Source organism: Aminobacter sp. HY435 (assembly GCF_027568395.1).
In the GTDB taxonomy this organism is placed as follows: Bacteria; Pseudomonadota; Alphaproteobacteria; order Rhizobiales; family Rhizobiaceae; genus Aminobacter.
On the sequence record NZ_JANKZL010000001.1, the window covers coordinates 241,448 to 262,847 of the forward strand.

15 protein-coding genes are annotated in these 21,400 nt (G+C 64.2%); 5 read left to right on the forward strand and 10 right to left on the reverse strand.

Features of this window, described 5'->3' with window-relative positions; translation table 11 throughout:
- Window positions 1-2: 2 nt before the first annotated feature.
- Window positions 3-851: a dihydropteroate synthase gene (gene folP, locus PCJ21_RS01170; RefSeq protein ID WP_269929809.1), complete on the reverse strand. Its 849-nt coding sequence runs from the start codon at window positions 849-851 to the stop codon at window positions 3-5.
- Window positions 852-1,004: 153 nt separating this feature from the next.
- On the opposite strand from folP, the gene PCJ21_RS01175 reads away from it, so the two are divergent.
- On the forward strand, window positions 1,005-1,619 hold the full coding sequence (locus PCJ21_RS01175) for a DUF922 domain-containing Zn-dependent protease (RefSeq protein WP_269929547.1): 615 nt from the start codon (window positions 1,005-1,007) through the stop codon (window positions 1,617-1,619).
- Here PCJ21_RS01175 and PCJ21_RS01180 read toward each other — a convergent pair.
- From PCJ21_RS01180 to PCJ21_RS01190, 3 genes are all read right to left on the reverse strand, one after another.
- A complete protein-coding gene (locus PCJ21_RS01180; RefSeq protein WP_269929548.1) occupies window positions 1,616-2,644 on the reverse strand; it encodes an NAD(P)/FAD-dependent oxidoreductase in 1,029 nt (342 codons plus the stop codon). The genes PCJ21_RS01175 and PCJ21_RS01180 overlap by 4 nt on opposite strands.
- A gap of 85 nt (window positions 2,645-2,729) precedes the next feature.
- The gene (locus PCJ21_RS01185) at window positions 2,730-3,050 is read right to left on the reverse strand and encodes a 2Fe-2S iron-sulfur cluster-binding protein (protein ID WP_269929549.1); all 321 of its coding nucleotides are present in this window, start codon (window positions 3,048-3,050) and stop codon (window positions 2,730-2,732) included.
- A gap of 98 nt (window positions 3,051-3,148) precedes the next feature.
- Window positions 3,149-3,415: an Hpt domain-containing protein gene (locus tag PCJ21_RS01190; RefSeq protein ID WP_269929550.1), complete on the reverse strand. Its 267-nt coding sequence runs from the start codon at window positions 3,413-3,415 to the stop codon at window positions 3,149-3,151.
- 387 nt (window positions 3,416-3,802) lie between these two features.
- Between PCJ21_RS01190 and PCJ21_RS01195 the strand changes: the two genes are divergently transcribed.
- Window positions 3,803-10,162 (forward strand): kinesin, encoded by a 6,360-nt coding sequence (locus PCJ21_RS01195; RefSeq protein WP_269929551.1) that lies wholly within the window; start codon window positions 3,803-3,805, stop codon window positions 10,160-10,162.
- Between the two features lie 218 nt (window positions 10,163-10,380).
- Here the strand turns inward: PCJ21_RS01195 and PCJ21_RS01200 are convergent, their stop codons facing one another.
- The 4 genes from PCJ21_RS01200 to PCJ21_RS01215 all read right to left on the reverse strand — a co-directional run bounded on the left by PCJ21_RS01200 (window position 10,381) and on the right by PCJ21_RS01215 (window position 14,455).
- Window positions 10,381-10,977: an ABC-type transport auxiliary lipoprotein family protein gene (locus PCJ21_RS01200; RefSeq protein ID WP_269929552.1), complete on the reverse strand. Its 597-nt coding sequence runs from the start codon at window positions 10,975-10,977 to the stop codon at window positions 10,381-10,383.
- A 79-nt stretch (window positions 10,978-11,056) separates the two neighbouring features.
- Window positions 11,057-12,430 (reverse strand): MlaD family protein, encoded by a 1,374-nt coding sequence (locus tag PCJ21_RS01205; protein ID WP_269929553.1) that lies wholly within the window; start codon window positions 12,428-12,430, stop codon window positions 11,057-11,059.
- Complete coding sequence (locus tag PCJ21_RS01210) at window positions 12,430-13,245, reverse strand: ABC transporter ATP-binding protein (RefSeq protein WP_442865944.1); 816 nt, start codon at window positions 13,243-13,245, stop codon at window positions 12,430-12,432. The genes PCJ21_RS01205 and PCJ21_RS01210 overlap by 1 nt, the downstream gene beginning before the upstream one ends.
- Before the next feature lie 22 nt (window positions 13,246-13,267).
- Entirely contained in the window at window positions 13,268-14,455 is a 1,188-nt protein-coding gene (locus PCJ21_RS01215; RefSeq protein WP_269929555.1) for an ABC transporter permease, read from the reverse strand.
- A gap of 77 nt (window positions 14,456-14,532) precedes the next feature.
- Between PCJ21_RS01215 and dgcA the strand changes: the two genes are divergently transcribed.
- Entirely contained in the window at window positions 14,533-15,516 is a 984-nt protein-coding gene (gene dgcA / locus PCJ21_RS01220; RefSeq protein ID WP_269929556.1) for an N-acetyl-D-Glu racemase DgcA, read from the forward strand.
- On the opposite strand, the gene PCJ21_RS01225 is transcribed toward dgcA, so the two are convergent.
- Both PCJ21_RS01225 and PCJ21_RS01230 read right to left on the reverse strand, forming a co-directional pair.
- Entirely contained in the window at window positions 15,478-16,698 is a 1,221-nt protein-coding gene (locus tag PCJ21_RS01225; protein ID WP_269929557.1) for an MFS transporter, read from the reverse strand. The genes dgcA and PCJ21_RS01225 overlap by 39 nt on opposite strands.
- Before the next feature lie 276 nt (window positions 16,699-16,974).
- Window positions 16,975-17,775 (reverse strand): UDP-2,3-diacylglucosamine diphosphatase, encoded by an 801-nt coding sequence (locus tag PCJ21_RS01230; protein WP_269929558.1) that lies wholly within the window; start codon window positions 17,773-17,775, stop codon window positions 16,975-16,977.
- 209 nt (window positions 17,776-17,984) lie between these two features.
- On the opposite strand from PCJ21_RS01230, the gene PCJ21_RS01235 reads away from it, so the two are divergent.
- Together PCJ21_RS01235 and PCJ21_RS01240 are read left to right on the forward strand one after the other, a co-directional pair.
- Window positions 17,985-18,764 carry an SDR family oxidoreductase gene (locus PCJ21_RS01235; RefSeq protein WP_269929559.1) on the forward strand — a complete coding sequence of 260 codons (780 nt, stop codon included), beginning with the start codon at window positions 17,985-17,987 and terminating at the stop codon, window positions 18,762-18,764.
- A 170-nt stretch (window positions 18,765-18,934) separates the two neighbouring features.
- The gene (locus PCJ21_RS01240; RefSeq protein WP_269929560.1) at window positions 18,935-21,256 is read left to right on the forward strand and encodes an NADP-dependent malic enzyme; all 2,322 of its coding nucleotides are present in this window, start codon (window positions 18,935-18,937) and stop codon (window positions 21,254-21,256) included.
- Window positions 21,257-21,400: the final 144 nt, after the last annotated feature.

The window sequence follows — 21,400 nt, forward strand, 5'->3', positions numbered from 1 at the left end:
GGTCAGCGTCCCGGCAGGTTAGCGTTGCGCGCCAGCATAGCATCGGCGAAGGCCAGCGCGTCCATGTTGATTGCGACATTATGGACGCGAAATATATTCGCGCCCTGCAAGCGTAGTATGACGCTTGTGGCTGCTGTTCCGGCATCGCGCTCGGCGGCGTCGCGCCCGGTCACGTGGCCGACGAACCGCTTTCGCGAGGTGCCGGCAAGCAGCGGATAGCCAAGCTGAGACAGTTCGACAAACCTTGCCATCAGGTCCAGGTTTTCGTCGGCGTCCTTGGCGAAACCAAATCCCGGATCGAGCATTATCTGATCGCTGCCCACGCCCGCTTCCCGGGCAATCTCCAGGGATCGGCGAAGGAAGAGCAACTGGTCGTCGATCACGTCAGGCAGTTTGTCGCGATCGCGACCGGTGTGCATGATGACCAGTCCCGCGCCGGTCTCGGCGGCAACCTTGCCAATGCCAGGTTCGCGCTGCAGTCCCCAGACGTCATTGACGATGTGCGCGCCGGCGGCGACGGCCAGCCGGGCGGTCGTCTCGCGATAGGTATCGACGGAAATCAGCGCCTTGCTCTCGGCGGCAAGCGCCTCGATGATCGGCAACACGCGATCCTGCTCTTCTTCGGCGGAAACGGGAGCAGCGCCGGGTCGGGTCGATTCACCGCCGACGTCGATGATTGTGGCGCCCTCGGCGGTCATCCGCCGCGCCTGTTCGAGCGCGCGCGCCGGCGCATCGAACTGCCCGCCATCGGAAAAGCTGTCCGGCGTGACGTTCAAGATGCCCATCACGATCGCCCTGTCGCCGAGGTCGACATGACGTCCATGCGCCAGTTGCCATCGTTTCCCGGTCATGCCGTCGCCACAAAAGAACTCCAGAGCACTCACCGCGTCACGAAATATCAACGCTTGCAGCATCAACTCGCCGTGCGGCCACGTCTTGCGCACGACCCGATTTCCATTGCGCCGCCAACGCCCCTAACGCAAGGTAGGCCAAGAGGCAACATAATGAAGCAACTCTTCCTTGCCGCCCTGCTCGCCGCAGGCATCGCCCTGCCTGCCCAGGCGGCGAATGTTTCGAAAACCTACAGCTATTTCACCATCACCGGCAAAACGCTGGACGAGATCGAACAGCAGCTGATGACGCGCGGGCCGGAAGTGAAAAGCACCGGTGGACGGCATCCCGGCGCCACCCAGATGGAGTTTACAAGCCGCATCGGCTACGGCGAGGTCAAGGGCGGCTGCGCCATCGTTTCGGCCCAGGTCAACGTCAAGGCCAGGATCATCCTGCCGCGGTGGCGCCAGAACGGCAAAGCGCCGCAGGACGTCAAGCTGATCTGGAACACGCTTTCCTCCGACATCAAGCGCCACGAGGAAAGTCACGTCGTCATCGCCAAGAACCACGCCCGCGAGCTCGAACAGGCGCTGAAGAAGATCGGCAAGCAGAAGTCCTGCGATATCGCGGCGGCCAAGGCCAAGGCGACCAGCAACAGGATCCTCGGCGCCCACGACCGGGCTCAGGAAGAGTTCGACCGCATCGAAGGCATCAACTTCGAGAACCGTATCGTCAGGCTGCTGCGTTATCGGCTGGAACGCATCGACGCCGGCAAGCTCAAGAATTAGTCGGGCACGCCGAGCTTCTTGTGCAGGCTGGTCGAAGAGGTCGTGTACTGGAAGACGATGCGCTCGGTCGGACTGACGATGTGCTTCGCGGCCTGCGCCATCAAGGCGGCCTCGTGAAAGCCTGACAGGATCAGCTTGAGCTTGCCGGGATACCAGTTGATGTCGCCAATGGCGAAAATCCCGGGCTCCGAGGTTGCGAATTTCTCCGTGTCGACCGGGATCTGGTTTTCGTGAAGATTGAGCCCCCAGTCGGCAACCGGTCCGAGCTTCATCGTCAGCCCGAAGAACGGCAACAGCTGCGTGCATGGCACCTCGACCTCGGTGTCCGCCCCCTTGACGCTGATCGAGCGCAACTGCCCGCCCTCGCCGCTCAACCCGGAGACTTGGCCAAATGCCAGGTCGATTGCCCCGGCGTCGTGCAGCGCATGCATCTTGTTGACGCTGTCGGGCGCCGCACGGAATTCCGGCCTGCGATGAACGAGGGTGACGCGCCTGGCGACAGGTTGCAGGTTGCGGGTCCAGTCGAGCGCGGAATCCCCGCCGCCGACGATCACCACGTCCTGGCCACGAAACGCCTCCAAGCGACGCACGGCGTAGTGGACGCTTTTGCCCTCATAGGCCTCGATGCCGGGGATGGGCGGACGCTTGGGCTGGAATGAACCGCCACCGGCGGCGATAACCACCACCTTGGCTTCGAAAAGCTCGCCCTCATCGGTGGTGATCCGGAAGCCGCCGTCTTCCAGCCGTTCGAGCCCGGTCACCATGCGGTTGAAGGTAAAGCCTGGGTGGAACGGCGCGATCTGTTCGAGCAGCTTGTCGACGAGTTCCTGCGCCCCGATCGAGGGATAGCCGGGAATGTCGTAGATGGGCTTGTCCGGATAAAGCTCGGCGCACTGACCGCCCGGGCGGTCGAGGATGTCGATCAGGTGGCAGCGCATGTCGAACAGGCCCAGTTCGAACACGGCAAAAAGGCCGATCGGGCCGGCACCGATGATCAGGACGTCGGTTCTTGTGATGTCGCCCACAGCCGCCCTCGCCGCTTGGTCAGATCAGCCGAACTGTGCACGACATGGTCAGGCATGCCAAGCGTCGCGGCGAGCGTCGAAACGGCTAGCCCTGTCGCTCTGGAACCGTAACGACCAGCCCGTCGAGCTCGTCCCTGACCTTGATCTGGCACGACAGCCGCGAATTCGGCCGCACATCATAGGCGAAGTCGAGCATGTCTTCTTCCATCGCCTCGGGTTCGCCGACCAGCGCGGTCCATGCTTCATCGACATAGACATGGCAGGTCGCGCAAGCGCAGGCGCCGCCGCACTCCGCCTCGATGCCGGGCACTGCATTGCGAATGGCATTTTCCATCACGGTCGAACCGTTTTCGGCCTCGACGTCAAAACGTGTCCCATCGTGGGAAATATAGCTCAGCTTGGTCATGCTCGTTCCTGAAAGAGATCACCCGGCAGATAATCACTCCACCGGTCAAGTCAACTGCAGCGCAAAAGCGCCCGACGATGTCGGTGGCAGGCCTGGCCCTATCGATTGATGGCGGAAACGAAGTCCCTGACCTCGTCGATGAGCATGGTGAGGCGCTTGATGAGCGTCTCGTCGTCCGGCTGCAATTCGATCCTGGCGACGCAATCGGCGACATGGAAAGCGCCGACACCGCGCGCCGACCCCTTCAGGGCATGTGCCAGTCTCAGGCGCTCCTGGATGTCGGCAACGGCAATTTCGTCGCGAACCGCGAGAGCCTGGTGGACGAACATATCGAGCACCTCGCGTTCGACGTCGCGATCGTCCATAGTCTGTCTGGCGAGGTGTTCGAGGTCGATCGGGCGCCCGTGGGTAAGCCCTGCGGATTCGCCTCCCGGCATGCCAAAGGCCACGGAATCCGTTTCGCGCGCCACCATAGAAGCCCTACCCTGCCACTCGCCCTAGGGTTGGTAAGCTAGGGCTTTCATGTGGATAACCCGTTAACCCGACAACCCCAGCAATCGCATGGCCTCGCGGCCAATAATCACTCCAATGTTAACCTTATATTTAAACTTTTACGTATCGCGGCGAATGCATGTTTTCTTTACCCGATTGTGTCATTACGATACGGGCGGTCCATATTGAGCCTCGGACGCGGTCAAAAATAGGACAAAAAGTCCAGCAATTCCGCGTCGTTAGTACAGGGTAGCGAAGGCATGGCGAAGAAATCCACTCCGAGCAAGAACCTCGATCTCGACGTAGCCAAGGAGCTCGAGGATGCACTCGACCTCGACTTGAGCGGCGGCGACGGCGGCCTCGACATGGCGGCCTCGATGGACGATCTGGAATTGCAGATTTCCCAGGCCGCCGAAGAGCTGGCGCGCGAAAGCAACAAACAGAAGCCGCAGACTCAAAAGCCGGCGCCTGCTCCTGTTGCCGCGAAGCCTGCCCGCGCTCCGGAGCCCCCGGCCGAGCTTCGCCCGGTCGAAACACGGCCCCCGCTGCAGCCTGCCGGCTTCACCCCTGCCAACGACGACCGGCAGAAGGATTACAAGTCGCTGCTGCACGGTCTGAACCGGCGTGCGTCGAGCACCATCTACTGGATGGTCGGCCTCGTTTCCGTGGCCTGGGTCGCCGGCGCCGTGGCGCTGGCCGACCGCATCGTCACGCCCAGTATCTGGACCATCCGGTCGCTTGACGACGCCCTCGCCCGCCCCGGCCTGCTGATGCTGCTGGTCGCGACCATCGTTCCGATCGCCTTGTTCTGGGCCTTTGCTGCGATGATCCGTCGCGCCCAGGAAATGCGCATTGCCGCCCAGTCGATGACTGAAGTGGCCTTCCGCCTCGCCGAACCGGAAAACATGGCGCAGGATCGCGTCATGATGGTCGGCCAGGCCGTTCGCCGTGAAGTCGCCGCAATGGGCGAAGGCATCGAGCGCACCTTGGCCCGCGCGGTCGAGCTCGAAACGCTGGTACACACCGAAGTCAACCAGATCGAACGTTCCTACTCCGAAAACGCCGCCCGCATCCGTTCGCTCGTCGACGGTCTCGGCAGCGAGCGCGAAGCCGTCGTCTCGCACGCCGAACGCGTCCGCGCCTCGATTGCCGGCGCACACGAGACGCTGCGCGACGAGCTCGGCTCGGCCAGCGACATCATCCGCGACAGCATCCTGAATGCCTCGACTAAGCTGTCGATGACGATCACCAACTCCGGCGACACGCTCATCGACCGCATAAACGAAGGCGGCATGGGCCTGTTCGAGGCCATCGACAACCGCATGGACTCGATCAGCGACCGCCTGTCGACTTCGGGCGAGGCCTTCGCCAGCCTGCTCGATACCCGCATCGCCAAGCTGACGCAGAGCACCGACGAGGTGACGCGCTCGCTCACCGACATGCTTGACGACCGCACTTCGGGCATGGTCTCGCTGCTCGGCGGCGCCGCCAAGACGATCAACTCCGAATTCGAAACCAGCCTGCACGGCATCGAACGCACCTTGGCCGAACGCGGCCAGGCGCTGATCAGTGAGTTCCAGACCCGCGCCGAGGCGCTGGACACCGGCACCGCCAAGCTCAACGCCGCTCTCGAAGCGCGCGCCCGCCAGATCAACGAAACGCTCGTCGAGCGCGCTCGCGAGATCGCCACGACCTTCGTCCAGGGCCGCGATTCGCTGTCTGCGATGATCGACCAGGGCAAGACCCAGATCGGCACCGACCTCGCCGACATCATCACCTCGACCTCGACGATGCTCGAAGCACGCGCCAGCGATTTCGCCGGCCGCATGGAAGCCGCCCGTCATCAGGTTTCAAACGCCTTCGACGGCGACATCCAGCGCCTCTCGGACGCCCGCCAGGGCATCGAGCAGGCTGTCGACGAGCACACCCGCAAACTCTCCGAGGCGCGCGACCGCATGGCCGCCGCCCTCAAGGACGATCTCAGCAAGTTTGCCGAAGGCCGTGCCAGCATCGAAGCCGCCGTCGGCTTCCAGGTTCAGAAGCTGGCCGAAGGCCGCAGCCTCATCACGCGCGCTCTCGACGACGACATGCGCAAGCTGGAGCAGTCGCGCCAGTCGATCGACGACACGCTGTCGAGCCAGTTCCGCCAGCTGGCCCAGGGTCGCGAACAGCTTGCCCAGGCGCTCGTCGAAGACTCCGAGAAACTCGTCCAGGCCCGTACCAACATTGACGAAATGGTCGCTGGTCACGTCGGCAAGCTGGCCGAGGGCCGCTCGATCCTGACGCGTGCTCTGGAGGCGGATCTCAACAAGCTCGCCGACAGCCGCGGCAGCATCGACGGCCTCGTCGCCGGCCAGGTCGAAAAGATCGCGGAAGGCCGCGCCATCCTCGCCAAGGCGCTGGAAACCGACCTCGACGGCATCAAGGCGCTGGTCGATGGTCACTCCTCGAAGATCGCTGCCGACCGCGCCGGCCTGTCCCAGGCGCTCGAAACCGATCTGGGCGGCATCCAGGCCCTGATTGAGGGCCATTCGTCGAAGATCGCGACCGATCGCACCAACCTGTCCAACAATCTGCAGACCGACATCGCCGCCGTTCACGGCCTCATCGAGGACCACGCAGGCAAGCTCGCCGATGAGCGCGTCCTGCTGTCGAGGACCCTGGAATCCGACCTTGCCAAGCTGGCCGAGAGCCGCGCCGGCATCGACGGCCTCGTCGCCGGTCAGGTCGAGAAGCTGGCCGAAGGCCGCGACATCCTCAAGCGTGCGCTCGAAGCCGACCTGAATGCGATCCAGAGCACGATCTCGTCGCAGTCGGACAAACTCGCAGCCGACCGCGCGACCCTGTCGCAGGCGCTCGCTGCCGACGTCGACAATGTCAGCGGCATGGTCGCCTCGCATGCCGAGCGCCTCGCCGCCGAACGCGGAGCGCTCTCCAAGGCCCTTGAGGACGACATTGCCAAGCTGGCCGAAAGCCGCTCCGGCATCGACGGCCTCGTTGCCGGCCAGGTCGAGAAGCTGGCCGAAGGCCGTGATATCCTCAAGCGCGCGCTGGAAGCCGACCTCAACGCCATCCACGGCACGATCGCGTCGCAGTCGGAGAAGCTCGCCGAAGACCGCGCGTCGCTTACCCGCTCGCTCGAAGCCGACCTCGAGAACGTCCGCGGTTTGGTGTCGAGCCATGCCGACCGGCTCGTCGCCGAACGCAGCACGCTGTCGCGGGCCCTCGAAGACGATCTCGCCAAGCTGGCCGAAAGCCGCTCCGGCATCGACGGCCTCGTCGCCGGCCAGGTCGAGAAGCTGGCCGAGGGCCGCGATATCCTGCGCCGCGCGCTCGAAGCTGACCTCGCCAAGATCGACGGCATGATGCTCGGCCAGGTCGACAAGCTGGCCGCTGGCCGCGACGCCCTGACCAGGGCGCTCGAAGACGATCTGGCCCTGCTCAACAGCAGCCGCTCCAGCATCGACGACCTCGTCGCCGGTCATGTCGGCAAGCTCGCCGAGGGCCGCAACATTCTGTCCCAGGCACTTGACACGGACCTCGCCAAGCTCGGCGACACCCGCCGCGAGATCGACCTGGCCATCTCCGGCCATATCGACCAGATCGCCGCCCGCCGCGTCGACATCTCCGACGCGATCGCCGGTGACATCGAAAAGATCGAGGAAAGCTTCCGTCGCCAGACCGGCGTCATCGAAGAGCGCACTGGAACCATGGAGCGTGCGCTTTCGCTGGGCGTCGACAATGTCCGTGGCGTCCTCGAAAAGAGCGCGGTGTTCGTCGCCGGCGCCCTGCGCGAAAAGGTCATGGAAGTGACCGCCGCGCTCAACGAGGAAGCCGGCCGCGCCTTCACCGACGCCGACCGCGTCATCGCCGAGCGCGCCGAGCAGACCTCCAACGCCCTGCTCGCCCGTGCCGAAGACATCAGCCGTGCCTTTGAAGAGGCAGACCGCCGTCTTGCCGTCCGTGCCGAGGAAACCTCCAGTTCGCTGCTCGCACGCGCTGAAGAGACCGCCGAAACGCTTTCGGCCAAGGCAGGCGAAATCTCCCGTACCTTCGACGCGGCCGACCGCACGCTCATCTCCCGCGCCATCGAGACGGCGGAATCGCTGTCGGCCCGTGCCGGCGACATCCTGCGCAACTTCGACAATGCCGACGAACGACTCGGCCTGCGCATCGGCGAATCCGCCGACGCGCTTGCCGCCCGCGCTGCCGAACTCGGCCGCATCTTCGACACCGCCGACGAGAAGCTGGCTACCCGCATCTCCGAAGGCGCGGATTCGCTCGGCAATCGCGCCGGCGAACTGAGCCGCATCTTCGATGCCGCGGACGAGCGCATCGCCGCCCGCGTCGCAGACAGCTCGGCAACGCTCGGCAGCCGTGCCGGCGAAATCGTCCGCAACTTCGAGGAAGCCGACGAACGGCTCGCCGCACGCGCCACCCAGACCGCCGACAGCCTCGCAGGCCGCGCCGCCGAACTCGGGCGTGTCTTCGAAGAAGCCGACGGCAGGATCGCTGCACGCGTCGACCAGACATCGCAGTCGTTGCTTGGCCAGGCTTCCGAAATCGGCCAGGCATTCGACGAGGCCGGCCGCCAGCTCGCCGCGCGCATTGCCGACAGCACGTCGGGTATCGGCGAACACGCCGCCCAGATCGCCAACGCGTTCACCGAGACCGAACAGCGCGTGGTCGCTCGCGCCCACCGCACCTCTGCCGATCTCGAGGCCCGCGCCAAGTCGATCGAGGAAACGCTGGCCAATGTCGACGAGCGCCTCGCTGCCGGCGCAGAGGGCGTCGCAGCACGCATCGGTGAGCACCTGTCGAGCGCCGAGAACCGCCTCGCCTACGGTGCGGAATCGATGGGCCAGAAGCTCCACGAGCAGGTCGCCCAGGCGGAATCCCAGCTCGTCGCCCGCGCCAACGTGATCGCCGAAACCTTTACCGCTGTTGGCCAGCACATCGGCCAGAGCACCAACGAGGCGGCCCGCGCCATTGGCGCCAACACGCGTGAACTCAACGCCATGCTCTCCGAGCGTTCGAACGAGATCGCCAAGATCCTCGACGAGACCGCCCGTCCGCTGGTCGACAAGTTCGCCGAAGGCGGCACCGAGCTGCAGCGCAGCATGGAAGCGGCAACCGCTCGTGCGACCGATAAGTTGCGCGCCGAAAACGCCGCCCTTGTCGATGCCCTCGCCAGCCGCACGGCCGAGACGCTGTCGGCCGTCGATGGCGCCCGTTCGACGCTTGCCGAAAGCGTTGCCGATCTCATCGGCCGCATGACCGCTTCCAGCTCGCAGCTCGGCGAACTGATCGAGCGCGCCGCGCAGAACCTTGCCAGCGTCGACGACCGCCTGACGGGCAGCACGACCAACTTCTCGGCGACCACCGAAAAAGCGGCGCAGACCTTCGCCAGCGCCGCTCGCCTGGTCGATTCCAACACCAATCGCCTGACCGACCTGTCGTCGAGCACGTTGCGCGAAGTGGCCTCCATTGCCACCAAGTTCGACGAGCACAGCCGCCTGCTGTCGAGCGCGTCCAACCTGCTGGCATCGGCGCAGAGCAATCTCGAGCACACGCTCGAGCGCCAGTCGTCGCTGGAAGACCTCGCCGTCGGCCTGGTCAAGAAGTCGGAAGACCTCGAGCGTGTGATGCAGTCGTTCGAGCATCTCGTCGGCCAGACGCTGGAAAGCGCCGAAGGCAAGACGCTGGCGTCGGCCGACAAGATCCGCGCCGCAATCTCCGATGTCGTGGAAACCGCCACCAAGCGCTTTGCCGACGCCACCGAAGACATGCGCCGCACCGCCGGCTCCATCAAGAGCGAGCTCGAAAGCACCCGCGCCGAGCTCAAGAAGGGCGTGCTCGACATGCCCGAGGAAGCCAAGGAGTCAACGACCGCCATTCGCCGCGCCGTTTCCGAGCAGATCAACGCGCTCAAGGAACTGTCGGCGATTGTCGCCAAGTCCGGCCGCAACGTCGACGTTTCGGATGCGACCTTGCGCAACCCGCAGCCGCTGGTGCAGCAGCCGCGTCGTCCGGCCCCGCAGCCTGAGCAGCGCCGCGAACCCGCAGCGCCCCAGGTCCCGCTTGGCGGCGCCGGACTGCGCGGTGCGCTCGATGTCGAACGTCCGGCGGCACAGCCGCAACCGGCGCGCGACAATCGTGGCCAGCAGCAGGGCGGCTGGGTCCGCGACCTCCTGACGGGCGCTTCGCGCGAACAGCAGCTCGCCCGTCCGAACCAGGCCGAGCCCCGCGCGGTCCCGGCCCAGCGTTCGCCGATGCATGTCGTGGAATCGCTGAACTCGCTGTCGGTCGACATCGCCCGCGCCATCGACCATGACGCCTCGATCGAACTCTGGGACCGCTACCGCCAGGGCGAACGCGACGTCTTCACCCGCCGGCTCTACACGCTCAAGGGCCAGCAGACCTTCGACGAGATCCGCCGCAAGTACCAGTCCGACAGCGAGTTCCGCGCCGCCGTCGACCGCTACTGCGACGACTTCGAAAAGCTGCTCAAGGACGTCTCGCGCAACGACCGCGATTCGATGATGACCAAGACCTACCTGACCTCGGATACGGGCAAGGTCTACACCATGCTCGCACATGCGGCCGGCCGCCTGAAGTAAGGCGGATCAGACGCCCGGAAGGGCGCTCCAAGACGACAAAAAGGCGGGATTTTGTCCCGCCTTTTTTTGTCCATGTTCGCTTGCCCCTGCCGGCCCTCGCCCGTCGGGCGGTTATTAGAGCGCCGTGCGTCCGAATGGACGCACAAAGGGACGCTGTAACTTACTGAGTTGGCGCATCGTGCTTTCCGAAAGTCGATTCCGATTTTTGGGCCGATGCGCTAGATCTGCGATTTGGTCCAGCTGACGATCTCGCCCGCCACCTGGCCGAATGCCTGGTTGAGAGCCGCGACATAGGCGTCGTTGCCGGTGCCCGGCACCGGCACGCTGGCAACGAAGTCGCGCGAGGCATGGATCTGGCCGGTGCGGTCGTTGAGCAGGCGGACGAACAGCTCGACCTCGGCGCGCTGGCTTCCGCCGACGCTGATGCCGAAACTGCGCATTTCCATGATGACCTGGTAGTCGATGGCAAGACCGTCGCCCGGCTTGCCGACGCCAACATAGCCGGTGCGCTGGAACGTCTCGATCAGCCGCGCCTGGACGATGCGCGGCAGCCGGTCCGACCATTGCGCGCCCTTGAGAAATTCAACCGATCCGGCACTTGGCTTGATCACGATGTTCTGGCCGTCGAGCTGCTTCAGCGTCGATGGCTCGACGATGAGCAACTGCCGCTGCGTGCGCACGGCCTGGCCGTTCACGGCGGGGGTGGAGAGTTCATAGGTGTCGAGTGGCGCCGGCTTGCTCACCAGCAGGCTGGCGCAGCCCGACAACGACAGGGCCACTGCGCTCAGCAGTATGGTCGATCTTGCAGCCTTCACGTGATGTCCCCGGCCAGTACTTGCATGCGCCGTGCGCGAACCACCCTCGCCACTTTCATGCGGCGACATGCTTTCGATGTCAACGACGCGTCCTTCCGTCGAATTCGCGCACCGTGCCATCGCCACCAGTGATGATGCGTTGCGGATTGCGCTCGAAATCGGTGACCGCTTCCTCGATGCGGTTGATCGAGCGGCGGCTGTCGCGGACCAGTGCGTCGACACCGCGCAGGCCTTCGCCCGAGAAGCGCGATAGCCCGTCCATGATCGTGCCGAGGCGCGAGTTCAGCGTATCGGCGACCTGCTTGAACGCCTTCAACGTCGAGCTGGCCTCGGCCATCACGCCATTGGCGTCGCCGCTGCCGAGCATCTTGTCGATCTTGGCGAGAACGCCGTCGACACGCACCGACGCCTGGTTCAGCCGGCCCATCATTTCCTTGGCGTCGGCAACGATCTGGCTGACGTCACCCGGATTGTCGCCGAGCTTGTCGGTGATCTTGGCGATGTCGGCGGCCACCCTGTTGGCGTTTTCGCTGGCCTTGCTGATGTTATCGAGCGACTGGCGCACCGTCGCCGGATCGACCCCGTCCAGCACGCCATCGACCTTGCCAAGCGTCGCCCCGCCGCGCTGCGCGAACTCGTTGATCGATGCAACCGTCGTGCTGACGCTTTTCACGATCTGGTCGATCTGGTCGCTCTGCTTGCTGATGCTCGTGGTGAAGGTTTCGACGTTGGCGACGATCTCCTTGACCTTGTCGGGGTCGACCGCTTTCAGGATGCCTTCGGCGGCATTGATCGCCCCGTCGAGCTTGCCTGAAACGCCGGAAAGCTCCTCCGACAATGCGCTGACGCTCGATAGGAATTTGTCGATTCCATCCGAATTCCGGGCCAGGGCCTGGGAGAACTTCTCGGCGTTCTTGACCGTATCGGTCAGGGGGCCGCGGACATCGTTGGTGAAGCCCTCGAGATTGTTCAGCACCGTGTCGGCGCGCTTGAAGATGTCCTGCGCCGTCTGCAGCAGGTTGGTCACCGCCGAAGGATTGGCGACGATTTCGGCGACGGTCTCGTTGGCGGTGGCCTCGGCCAGAAGGTTGGGTTCGTTGCTCGCCGCACCCTTCAGCTCGATATTCGCCTGGCCTGTGAGGCCAGCCAGGCCGATGTCGGCCTGGGTCGACTTGGTGATCGGGGTCAGCGCGTCAACCTCTGCGTCGGCGATGGCGACGGTCGGGTTTGAGACGTCGAGATAGACCCGGCGCACGTCGCCGACCTTGACGCCGTTGAACAGGACGAAGCTGCCGCGGCTCAGGCCTGAGGCGGAACCCGGAATGCGCACACGCAAAAGCGTGGTTGCACCGCCCTCGCCGATGCCGGCTGTCCAATAGACGAAGCCGAAGGCCGAGAGAATCGCAACCAGCGTGAAGATGCCGACGATGACGTAGTTTGCCCTTGTCTCCATCAAGTCATCCCATTCTCTGCCCGTGCCGTCAGGTCAAGTTGCCGCGCGCGTTTTCCGCGGAAATACGACTTCACCCAAGGTTCTTCGCTCTTGAGCATGTCCTCGATCGTGCCCTGGACCAGAACCTTCTTGTTACCCAGCACCGCTACCCTGTCGCAGACCGAAAACAGCGAGTCGAGATCGTGCGTGACCATGTAGACGGTCAAGCCCATCGTATCCCGCATCTTGCCAACCAACTCATCGAACTCGGCGGCGCTGATCGGGTCGAGGCCGGACGTTGGCTCGTCGAGGAAAACGATGTCGGGATCGAGCGCCAGCGCGCGCGCCAGAGCCGCACGCTTGGTCATACCGCCCGACAATTCCGAGGGAAACTTGCTCGCCGCATCGCGTGGCAATCCGACCAGTTCGATCTTCAGCAGGGCGAGTTCGTCCATCAGTTGTTTCGGCAGGTCGAGATACTCGCGCATCGGCACCTGCACGTTTTCGAGCACGCTCAACGCCGAAAACAGCGCTCCATGCTGGAACAGCATCCCGGTTCGCATATCGATCTTGAGCCGTTCCTCGTCGGTCGCCTTCTCGAGGTCGACGTCGAACAGCTTGATGGTTCCGGAGCGCTTGTGAATCAGCCCGAGGATCGTGCGCAGCAGGACTGATTTGCCCGCTCCGGAGGCGCCGACGAAACCGAGGATCTCGCCGCGCATGATGTCGAGCGAAAGGTTGTCGAGGATGAGCTTGTCGCCAAATCCAACGGTCAGGTCGCGTACCGACAGCAGCACGTCTCCCCTGGCTTGCGAGCCGGGAACGTCCTCTTCCATCTGCTGTGCCGGGCTTGCCATATCAGAAATCGATCGCTGCGTAGAACATGGCGAACATGCCATCGAGAATGATGACGACGAAGATCGACTTGACCACCGACGCCGTCACCTGCCGGCCCAGCGACTCCGCGCTGCCGCCGACTTTCAGCCCTTCGACCGAGCCGATGGTGCCGATGATCAGCGCCATGAACGGCGCCTTGATCAGGCCGGCAAAGATCGTGCTGACGTCGATCGCGACGCGCAAACGGTCGATGAACGCCGCCGGGGGAATATCCGAGTAAAACCAGGCGGTCGCCATGCCGCCGCCGAGAGCGGCGAAATTGGCCAGGATGGTCAGGCATGGCAAGGCGATCACCAGCGCCACCAGCCGCGGAAACACCAGCACGCCGATCGGATTGAGCCCGATGACGGTCAGTGCGTCGACCTCCTCGCGCATCTTCATCGAGCCGATCTCGGCGGTTATGGCCGATCCGGAGCGACCGGCGATCATGATCGCCGTCATCAGCACTCCGAGCTCACGCAGCACGAGCACGCCGATCAGGTCGACGACAAAAATGTCGGCGCCGAAGTAGCTGAGCTGAAACGCGCCCTGTTGGGCAACGATTGCACCGACGATCGCCGACATCAGCACGACAACCGGGATCGCGCCGACACCCATGCGGTCGATCTGGTTGAAGATGGCGGCTGGATTGACCGCGTGGCCGCGCCCCAGTTTCATCTGGGCGCCGCGAATGGTGGCGCCAAGGATGTTCATCGCCTGGAGGAAATCGTCCCGCGTCTCGTAAACTCGCCGTCCGATCGCCTCAAGCATGCGGATGACGACGTTGGGCCCAGGTTTGTCGGAAGAATCGCCACCGCCGCGGACTGCTTCGCCGACCGCATCAAGCAGGATGTCGGCGGCCGCGCTTCGACCCTCGACCTTGACGTCGATGCCGTTGTTCTTGTTGGCGCGAACCAGCCTGTCGATCAGCCAGGCGCCCGCTGTGTCCATCTTTTCTATGCGGGACAGATCGAGCGCCAGTTGGCGAAACCCTCTGCGCTCCTGGATCTGGCGCATATCGGCATCGATCAGCGCCACTGTACGCGTGGTCCAGATCCCCGACAGCACGCACGCCAGCACGCCATCGCGCTCGGCCACGGCAACCTGCGGCCGGTGGTCGCCTCCGTCCGCCGCTGTCTGGCTTGCTTCCGGTTTGCCGATGGTCAACATGGCACACTGTTTAACGCGTCGGGTTGGGCATGTCGATTTTCGCCACCCTGCCTTGGCGCCAATCGGAGCAGTTTTCCATGCCGCGTGTCCTTTCGGCCGTATCCGAGAGCTTCCCAATCGCCGGAACGTTCACCATTTCGCGCGGATCGAAAACCCAAGCTGAGGTGATCCTGTGCACCGTCGCCGAATCAGGCCGCGTCGGGCGCGGCGAATGCGTGCCTTACAAGCGCTATGGCGAAACCATGGAAAGTGTCGCAGAAACAATAGAATCGGCGCGCCGGGCCATCGAAGGCGGCGCGAGCCGCATCGAGCTGCTCGAACTCATGCCGGCAGGCGCCGCGCGCAATGCCGTCGACTGCGCGCTGTGGGACCTGGAGGCGAAGATAAGCGGCGCGCAAGCCTGGCGCAGCCTAGGCACTGCCCATCCAACGCCTCTTGAGACAGCCTACACATTGTCGCTCGGCACGCCCGAGGCGATGGCGAGCCAGGCCCGCGCCAACGCGCATCGCCCGCTGCTCAAGGTGAAAATCGGCGGTGACAATGACATCGCGCGCATTCGCGCCGTAACCGGGTCGGCGCCCCGCAGCCGCATCATCCTCGACGCGAACGAGGGCTGGACCGACGCCAACATCGAGGAAAACCTTGCCGCCGCAGCCGATCTCGGCATCGCCCTGATCGAACAGCCCCTGCCCGCCGGTGCCGACCGGATCCTCGGCCGCATCCCTCATCCGGTGCCGATCTGCGCCGATGAGAGCGTTCATGGCGCGGGCGACCTCGATCAGTTGAAGGGGCTCTATGACGCCGTCAACATCAAGCTCGACAAGTCGGGCGGCCTGACAGCGGCGCTTGAACTGCGAAACCGCGCCCGCGAGTTGGGGTTCCAGGTGATGGTCGGCTGCATGGTCGGCACCTCGCTCGCCATGGCCCCTGCCGTGCTGCTCGCGCAGGGCGCGGAGTATGTCGATCTCGACGGACCGCTGCTTCTGGCGCGCGACCGCTCTCCCAGCCTCGTCTACGAGGGATCAGTGGTCTCGCCGCCCTTGCCCGAGTTGTGGGGCTAGCGGCGCGGCGACCATGACCAGCGCCACGGCGATCAGCGCCACGCCGGCCATGAAATAGAAGCCGTTGGCGCCAAAGCGCTCGTAGAGCGGACCTGAAATCAGCGTCACGACGGCCATCGCCATGCCGTTGGTGAAGTAGGCAATCCCCTGCGCGGCGCCGGTGCGTTCTTCCGGCACCGATTCGGCGATCAGCTTCTGCACGCCGATCAGCACCAGGGCGGTCGACAGTGCGTGCAGGCTCTGCACGGCGAAGAAGCCGGGCACGCCCAGTCCCAGCGGCCAGATCAGCGGAAAGGCGATCCAGCGCACGATCGCGCCGCCGCCCGACAGCAGCAGCACGAAGCCGGTGGAGCGCCTGCCGAACAGCCGGGTGAAGAACATGAACATGACGATCTCGGCCATCACGCCCCAGCTCCACAACAGGCCGACGATGGTTTCGCTGATGCCGAGCGACTTCCAGTAGATCGACACGAAGCCGTAGAGAAAGCCGTGGCTGGCAACGATGATGCCGCAGCCCGCCGCCATGATCAGGAAATAGCGGTTGAACAGCTTGGGCGCCGCCTGCTGCATTTCGCTGGCCGTCGGCGAGGCCTGGCGCGGCCGGCCCAGCCGGGGCGCGACGAAAGAGGCAAGGAAGCAGCCCAGCAGTCCGACCGAGATGATTGCCGGAACGGCGTCCGCGCCGGTTCGCGACAGGATGAAGCCGGCGGCGAGGCTGCCGACCAAAAAGGCGATGGAGCCCCAGATGCGCATCGCCGCGTAATCGCTGCCGAACCGACGCACGCCCGACAGAGCGAGCGAATCGGAAATCGGCGCATGCGGCGTCCAGACCACCGAAAGGGCCAGAGAAACCAGCACGATGGTGAGGTATGCCGGCTCGAGGAAATAGCCGAGCGAGAGCAACAGCGCCGCCGCAGCCAGGAATATGAAGACGTTGGCCCTGTCCTTGGCGCGGTCGGCCATGGCCGCGATAATCGGCGTGGTGATGACGCGCAGGAACATCGGCGCCGAGAGCGCTACCGCAATCTGCTCGGGATTGAGGCCCTTGGCTTCCAGCCAGAGCGGGAAATAGGGCAGATGAACGCCCATCGGCAGAAACAGCGCCGCAAACAGCAACGAGATGCGCAACTCGAAGCGGCGCGGCTTGACCTGCTGTTCTGGCGTTAGGGGCGGAAGCTTCATGTCAAGGCTGCGATCCGGGCGAAAGCCCGAACAAGACAAGCCTCACCTCTACTGCATTATCACGGGCACCTGCGCCATGAAAGCCGCACTTCCCGTCGGTGCCTGGGCGATGTTGCACCGTCTTGAAGGCTCCGGCGGCGACGGCCGCGTCAGCGCTCCGATGCGGTCCGCCCACGCGGTCGCCGGCGGCAACATCCTTTGCGCTTCGGCATGCCCCGGTCCATCGCGCCAGCGTCGCGCGGCATGTCTGGCTTCGCACATCTCGAAATGTCCTGCTCAGGCTGCCTTGCCGACGGGCACGAACGGCTCCGACACCAGCTTGCCGGCCAACACATGCGGCCAATGCAGGATGACGAAGCTGCCGTCGAAATTTTCTGCCACGGCCGTGCAGTTTTCGACCCAGTCGCCGGTGTTGATGTATTCGACGCCGTCGAAACTCTCGATCGTCGGATGATGGATATGGCCGCAAATCACGCCGTCCACCTCCGAGCGCCGCGCCTCCTCGGTCAGAACCTGCTGGAACGCGCCGATGAAATTCACCGCCTTCTTGACCTTCACCTTGGCCCATGACGAAAACGACCAGTAAGGCATGCCGAAGGTCCGGCGGAAACGCGCCACCACGCGATTGGTCGCCATGGCTGCGTCGTAGGCGAAGTCGCCGAGATAGGCGAGCCAGCGCGCATTGTGCACGACCGCGTCGAACTGGTCGCCGTGGATGACCAGGAAGCGCCTGCCGTCCGCCGCCTCGTGGATGGCCCGGTCGGCGACGACGATGCCGCCGAAATGCACGCCCTGGAACATCCGGGCGAACTCGTCGTGATTGCCGGCGATGTAGGTGATCGCAGTGCCCTTGCGCGCCTGCCGCAACAGCTTCTGCACCACGTCATTGTGGCTCTGCGGCCAGTGCCACGAGCGGCGCAGGCGCCAGCCATCCACGATGTCGCCGACGAGGTAGATGCTGTCAGCCTCGTGATGGCGCAGAAAATCGATCAGATAGTCGGCCTTCGCCGCCTTCGACCCAAGATGGACGTCGGAGATGAACAGCGTCCGAAAACTGCGTGTGCTCGTGCCTGACATTGGCAATCGACCCGTTGCTTTGGCGTGCCTATGCCCAGATTCATGCTACAGCCGTATGACGGCGATATCGCCCAAATCTCCGTTCTGGCGGGCCTGTAGCGGTCGATCCATTTGGCGTTTCGTTTCCGTGCATGACCGTTTCTGAAAATTGATTCCGAATTTCCAGCCAATGCTCTAGGTTTGGCCATCACCGGCAGGAGACGCAAAAAATGGATCTCGGCATCCGCGGGAAGAAAGCAATCGTCTGCGCTTCGAGCCGCGGGCTCGGCAAGGGTTGCGCCATGGCGCTGGCTGAAGCCGGCTGCGAACTGTTCCTCAATGGCCGCAACGCCACAGCCTTGAGCGCGACGGCAAGCGAAATCCGCCAGCGCTTCGGCGTCAAGGTCACCGAAATTGTCGGCGACGTCGCCGATCCCGAAGTGCAGAAGGCGCTTCTGGCCGCTTGCCCGTCACCGGACATCCTGGTCAACAACAATGGCGGACCGCCCTACCGCGATTTCCGCGAACTCGACCGCGCCAAAATCCTGGAGGGCGTGACAAACAACATGGTCGCTCCGATCGAACTGATCAAAGCGGTAATCGACGGCATGGCGGCGCGCGGATTTGGCCGTATCGTCAACATCACCTCACTCTCGGTCTACACGCCTATCCCCGGCCTCGATCTGTCGTCGGGTGCCCGCGCCGGACTGACCGCCTTCCTGGCAGGCGTGGCGCGCACGGTCGCCAACCGCAACGTCACCATCAACAACATCCTTCCCGGCAAGCTCGACACCGACCGACTGCGCGGCCCGCATGAACCCGGCAGCGTCGAGGACCCGGCGGAAGGTGCTGCCCGCCGCGCGCGGCTGAGCGCCGAAGTGCCCGCCGGCCGACTCGGCACGCCGGAGGAATTCGGCCAGATCTGCGCCTTCCTGTGCTCGGTTCATGCCGGTTACATGACCGGACAGAACATCCCGGTCGACGGCGGACTCTACGTCAGCGCCTTCTAAAAGGCGGAGCAAAGCTGATTCGGCATATCAGCAAATTGGGGCAAGCGACTGGAATAATTGCAGTTCCAGCGCTTGAAACTGATTCAACGTCCATTTGGCCGAGACAGTCTCGAAAATTGCGCAAGGCGTGCTAATAACAGCCTTTGGTATTGGATTCTAAGGAGCAGGACATGGCCGGGGACGACAAGAAGAAGGACGCGCTGTCCGATCTGGATCACGCGGCGCTCTTCTTCCACAAGCACCCGGTTCCCGGAAAGCTCGAAATCCAGGCGACAAAGCCGCTCGGCAACCAGCGCGACCTGGCCCTTGCCTATTCGCCCGGCGTCGCTGCGCCCTGCCTCGCCATCAAGGAAGATCCCGAGGCCGCGGCCGACTACACCAGCCGCGCCAACCTCGTCGCCGTCATCTCCAACGGCACCGCCGTGCTCGGTCTCGGCAACATCGGCCCGCTGGCGTCCAAGCCTGTAATGGAAGGCAAGGCCGTCCTGTTCAAGAAATTCGCAGGCATCGACGTCTTTGACATCGAGATCGACGCACCCGAGATCGACCAGATGGTCAGCACGATTTCGGCGCTCGAACCGACCTTCGGCGGCATCAATCTCGAAGACATCAAGGCGCCTGAGTGCTTCGAGGTCGAGGAGCAACTGAAGGCCAGGATGGGCATTCCCGTCTTCCACGACGACCAACACGGCACCGCCATCATCGTCGCCGCCGCCGTCCTCAACGGCCTGGAACTCGCCGGCAAGAAGATCGACGACGTCAAGATCGTGACGTCGGGCGCGGGCGCAGCCGCCCTGGCCTGCCTCAACCTTCTGGTCTCGCTCGGCGCGCAGGTCGACAACATCTGGGTCACCGACCGGTTCGGCGTCGCCTACAAGGGCCGCATCGAAGAGATGGACCGCTGGAAGGATCCTTACGTCAAGGACACCAACGCGCGCGTCCTGGCCGACGTCATCGGCGGCGCCGACGTCTTCCTCGGCCTGTCGGCTGCCGGCGTGCTCAAGCCCGAACTGCTCACGGAGATGGCCGAGAAGCCGCTGATCCTGGCGCTGGCCAACCCCAATCCCGAGATCATGCCGGAAGTAGCGCGCGCCGCGCGTCCCGATGCGATGATCTGCACCGGCCGCTCGGACTTCCCCAACCAGGTCAACAACGTCCTGTGCTTCCCCTACATTTTCCGCGGCGCGCTCGACTGTGGCGCGAGTGCCATCAACGAAGAGATGAAGATGGCCGCCGTGCGCGCGATCGCCGCGCTTGCCCGCGAAGAGCCGTCTGACGTCGCCGCCCGCGCCTATTCCGGCGAAACGCCGACCTTCGGCCCGGATTTCCTGATCCCGTCGCCCTTTGATCCCCGGCTGATCCTGCGCATCGCACCCGCAGTTGCAAAGGCTGCCTGCGAAACCGGCGTGGCGCGCCGTCCGATCGCCGACTTCGCCGCCTATGTCGACAAGCTCAGCCGCTTTGTCTTCCGCTCCGGTCTGGTGATGAAGCCGATCTTCTCCAACGCCAAACAGGCAAAGTCCAAGCGCGTCATCTATGCCGACGGCGAGGACGAGCGCGTCCTGCGCGCCGCCCAGGTGGTGCTTGAGGAAGGCCTTGCGACACCGATCCTGATCGGCCGCCCGCATGTCATCGAGGTCAGGCTCAAGCGTTATGGCCTGCGCATCCGCCCAGGCGTCGACTTCGAGATCATCAATCCCGAGGACGATCCGCGCTATCGCCACTATGTCGATCACCTGATCGAACTCGGCGGCCGCCGCGGCATCACGCCCGAGGCAGCGCGGACAATGGTTCGAACCAACAACACGGTGATTGCCGCAATGGCGCTCAAGCGCGGCGACGCCGATGCGATGATCTGCGGACTAGAGGGACGTTTCGAGCGCCATTTGCGCAACGTGCAGCTGATCGTTGGCATCCGTGACGGTGTGAGGGACCGCGATCTTTCCGCCCTGTCGATGCTGATTTCGCAGCGCGGTGTGCTGTTTTTCACCGACACCTACGTGACCGTCGATCCGACGGCCGAGGAAATCGCCGAGATGACGACGCTTGCCGCCGACGAAATCCGTCGTTTCGGCATCGAACCCAAGGCCGCGCTCTTGTCGCATTCGAACTTCGGTTCGCGCGAATCGGCTAGCGCGCTGAAGATGCGGGAAGCGGCCGCAATTCTGAAGCGGATCGCGCCGGAGCTGGCCAGCGACGGTGAAATGCACGGCGATTCGGCACTGTCGGAGGTGCTGCGCCAGCGCGTGTTCCCGCATTCGACCTTCAAGGGCGAAGCCAACCTGCTCGTTTTCCCGAACCTCGATGCCGCCAACATCGCCCTGACCACGGTCAAGACCATGCTCGACGCGCTGCATGTCGGCCCGATCCTGCTTGGAACAGCGCAGCCCGCTCATATCCTGACGCCTTCGGTGACCTCGCGCGGTATCGTCAACATGACGGCACTTGCCGTGGTGGAGGCGTCGCAACTGGCGCATACGGCCAAGAGCTGAGTCGCCTCCCAAAGAAGCGGTTAACCTCGACGGTCTAGGCTCGCGCCCCGAGCCCATGATTTGCTGGCCACCCGCTGCGGAGCGGGCGGCGCTGCGGCGGGGAGCGAAATGTTCGGACTCAAGGCAACAGGACCATCTGCGAGA

Coding starts and splice junctions, on each gene's coding strand:
- folP (WP_269929809.1), bottom strand. CDS start 851: ATGACCGGGAAACGATGGCAACTGGCGCATGGACGTCATGTCGACCTC.
- PCJ21_RS01175 (WP_269929547.1), top strand. CDS start 1,005: ATGAAGCAACTCTTCCTTGCCGCCCTGCTCGCCGCAGGCATCGCCCTG.
- PCJ21_RS01185 (WP_269929549.1), bottom strand. CDS start 3,050: ATGACCAAGCTGAGCTATATTTCCCACGATGGGACACGTTTTGACGTC.
- PCJ21_RS01190 (WP_269929550.1), bottom strand. CDS start 3,415: ATGGACGATCGCGACGTCGAACGCGAGGTGCTCGATATGTTCGTCCAC.
- PCJ21_RS01195 (WP_269929551.1), top strand. CDS start 3,803: ATGGCGAAGAAATCCACTCCGAGCAAGAACCTCGATCTCGACGTAGCC.
- PCJ21_RS01205 (WP_269929553.1), bottom strand. CDS start 12,430: ATGGAGACAAGGGCAAACTACGTCATCGTCGGCATCTTCACGCTGGTT.
- PCJ21_RS01210 (WP_442865944.1), bottom strand. CDS start 13,245: ATGGAAGAGGACGTTCCCGGCTCGCAAGCCAGGGGAGACGTGCTGCTG.
- PCJ21_RS01215 (WP_269929555.1), bottom strand. CDS start 14,455: ATGTTGACCATCGGCAAACCGGAAGCAAGCCAGACAGCGGCGGACGGA.
- dgcA (WP_269929556.1), top strand. CDS start 14,533: ATGCCGCGTGTCCTTTCGGCCGTATCCGAGAGCTTCCCAATCGCCGGA.
- PCJ21_RS01225 (WP_269929557.1), bottom strand. CDS start 16,698: ATGAAGCTTCCGCCCCTAACGCCAGAACAGCAGGTCAAGCCGCGCCGC.
- PCJ21_RS01230 (WP_269929558.1), bottom strand. CDS start 17,775: ATGTCAGGCACGAGCACACGCAGTTTTCGGACGCTGTTCATCTCCGAC.
- PCJ21_RS01235 (WP_269929559.1), top strand. CDS start 17,985: ATGGATCTCGGCATCCGCGGGAAGAAAGCAATCGTCTGCGCTTCGAGC.
- PCJ21_RS01240 (WP_269929560.1), top strand. CDS start 18,935: ATGGCCGGGGACGACAAGAAGAAGGACGCGCTGTCCGATCTGGATCAC.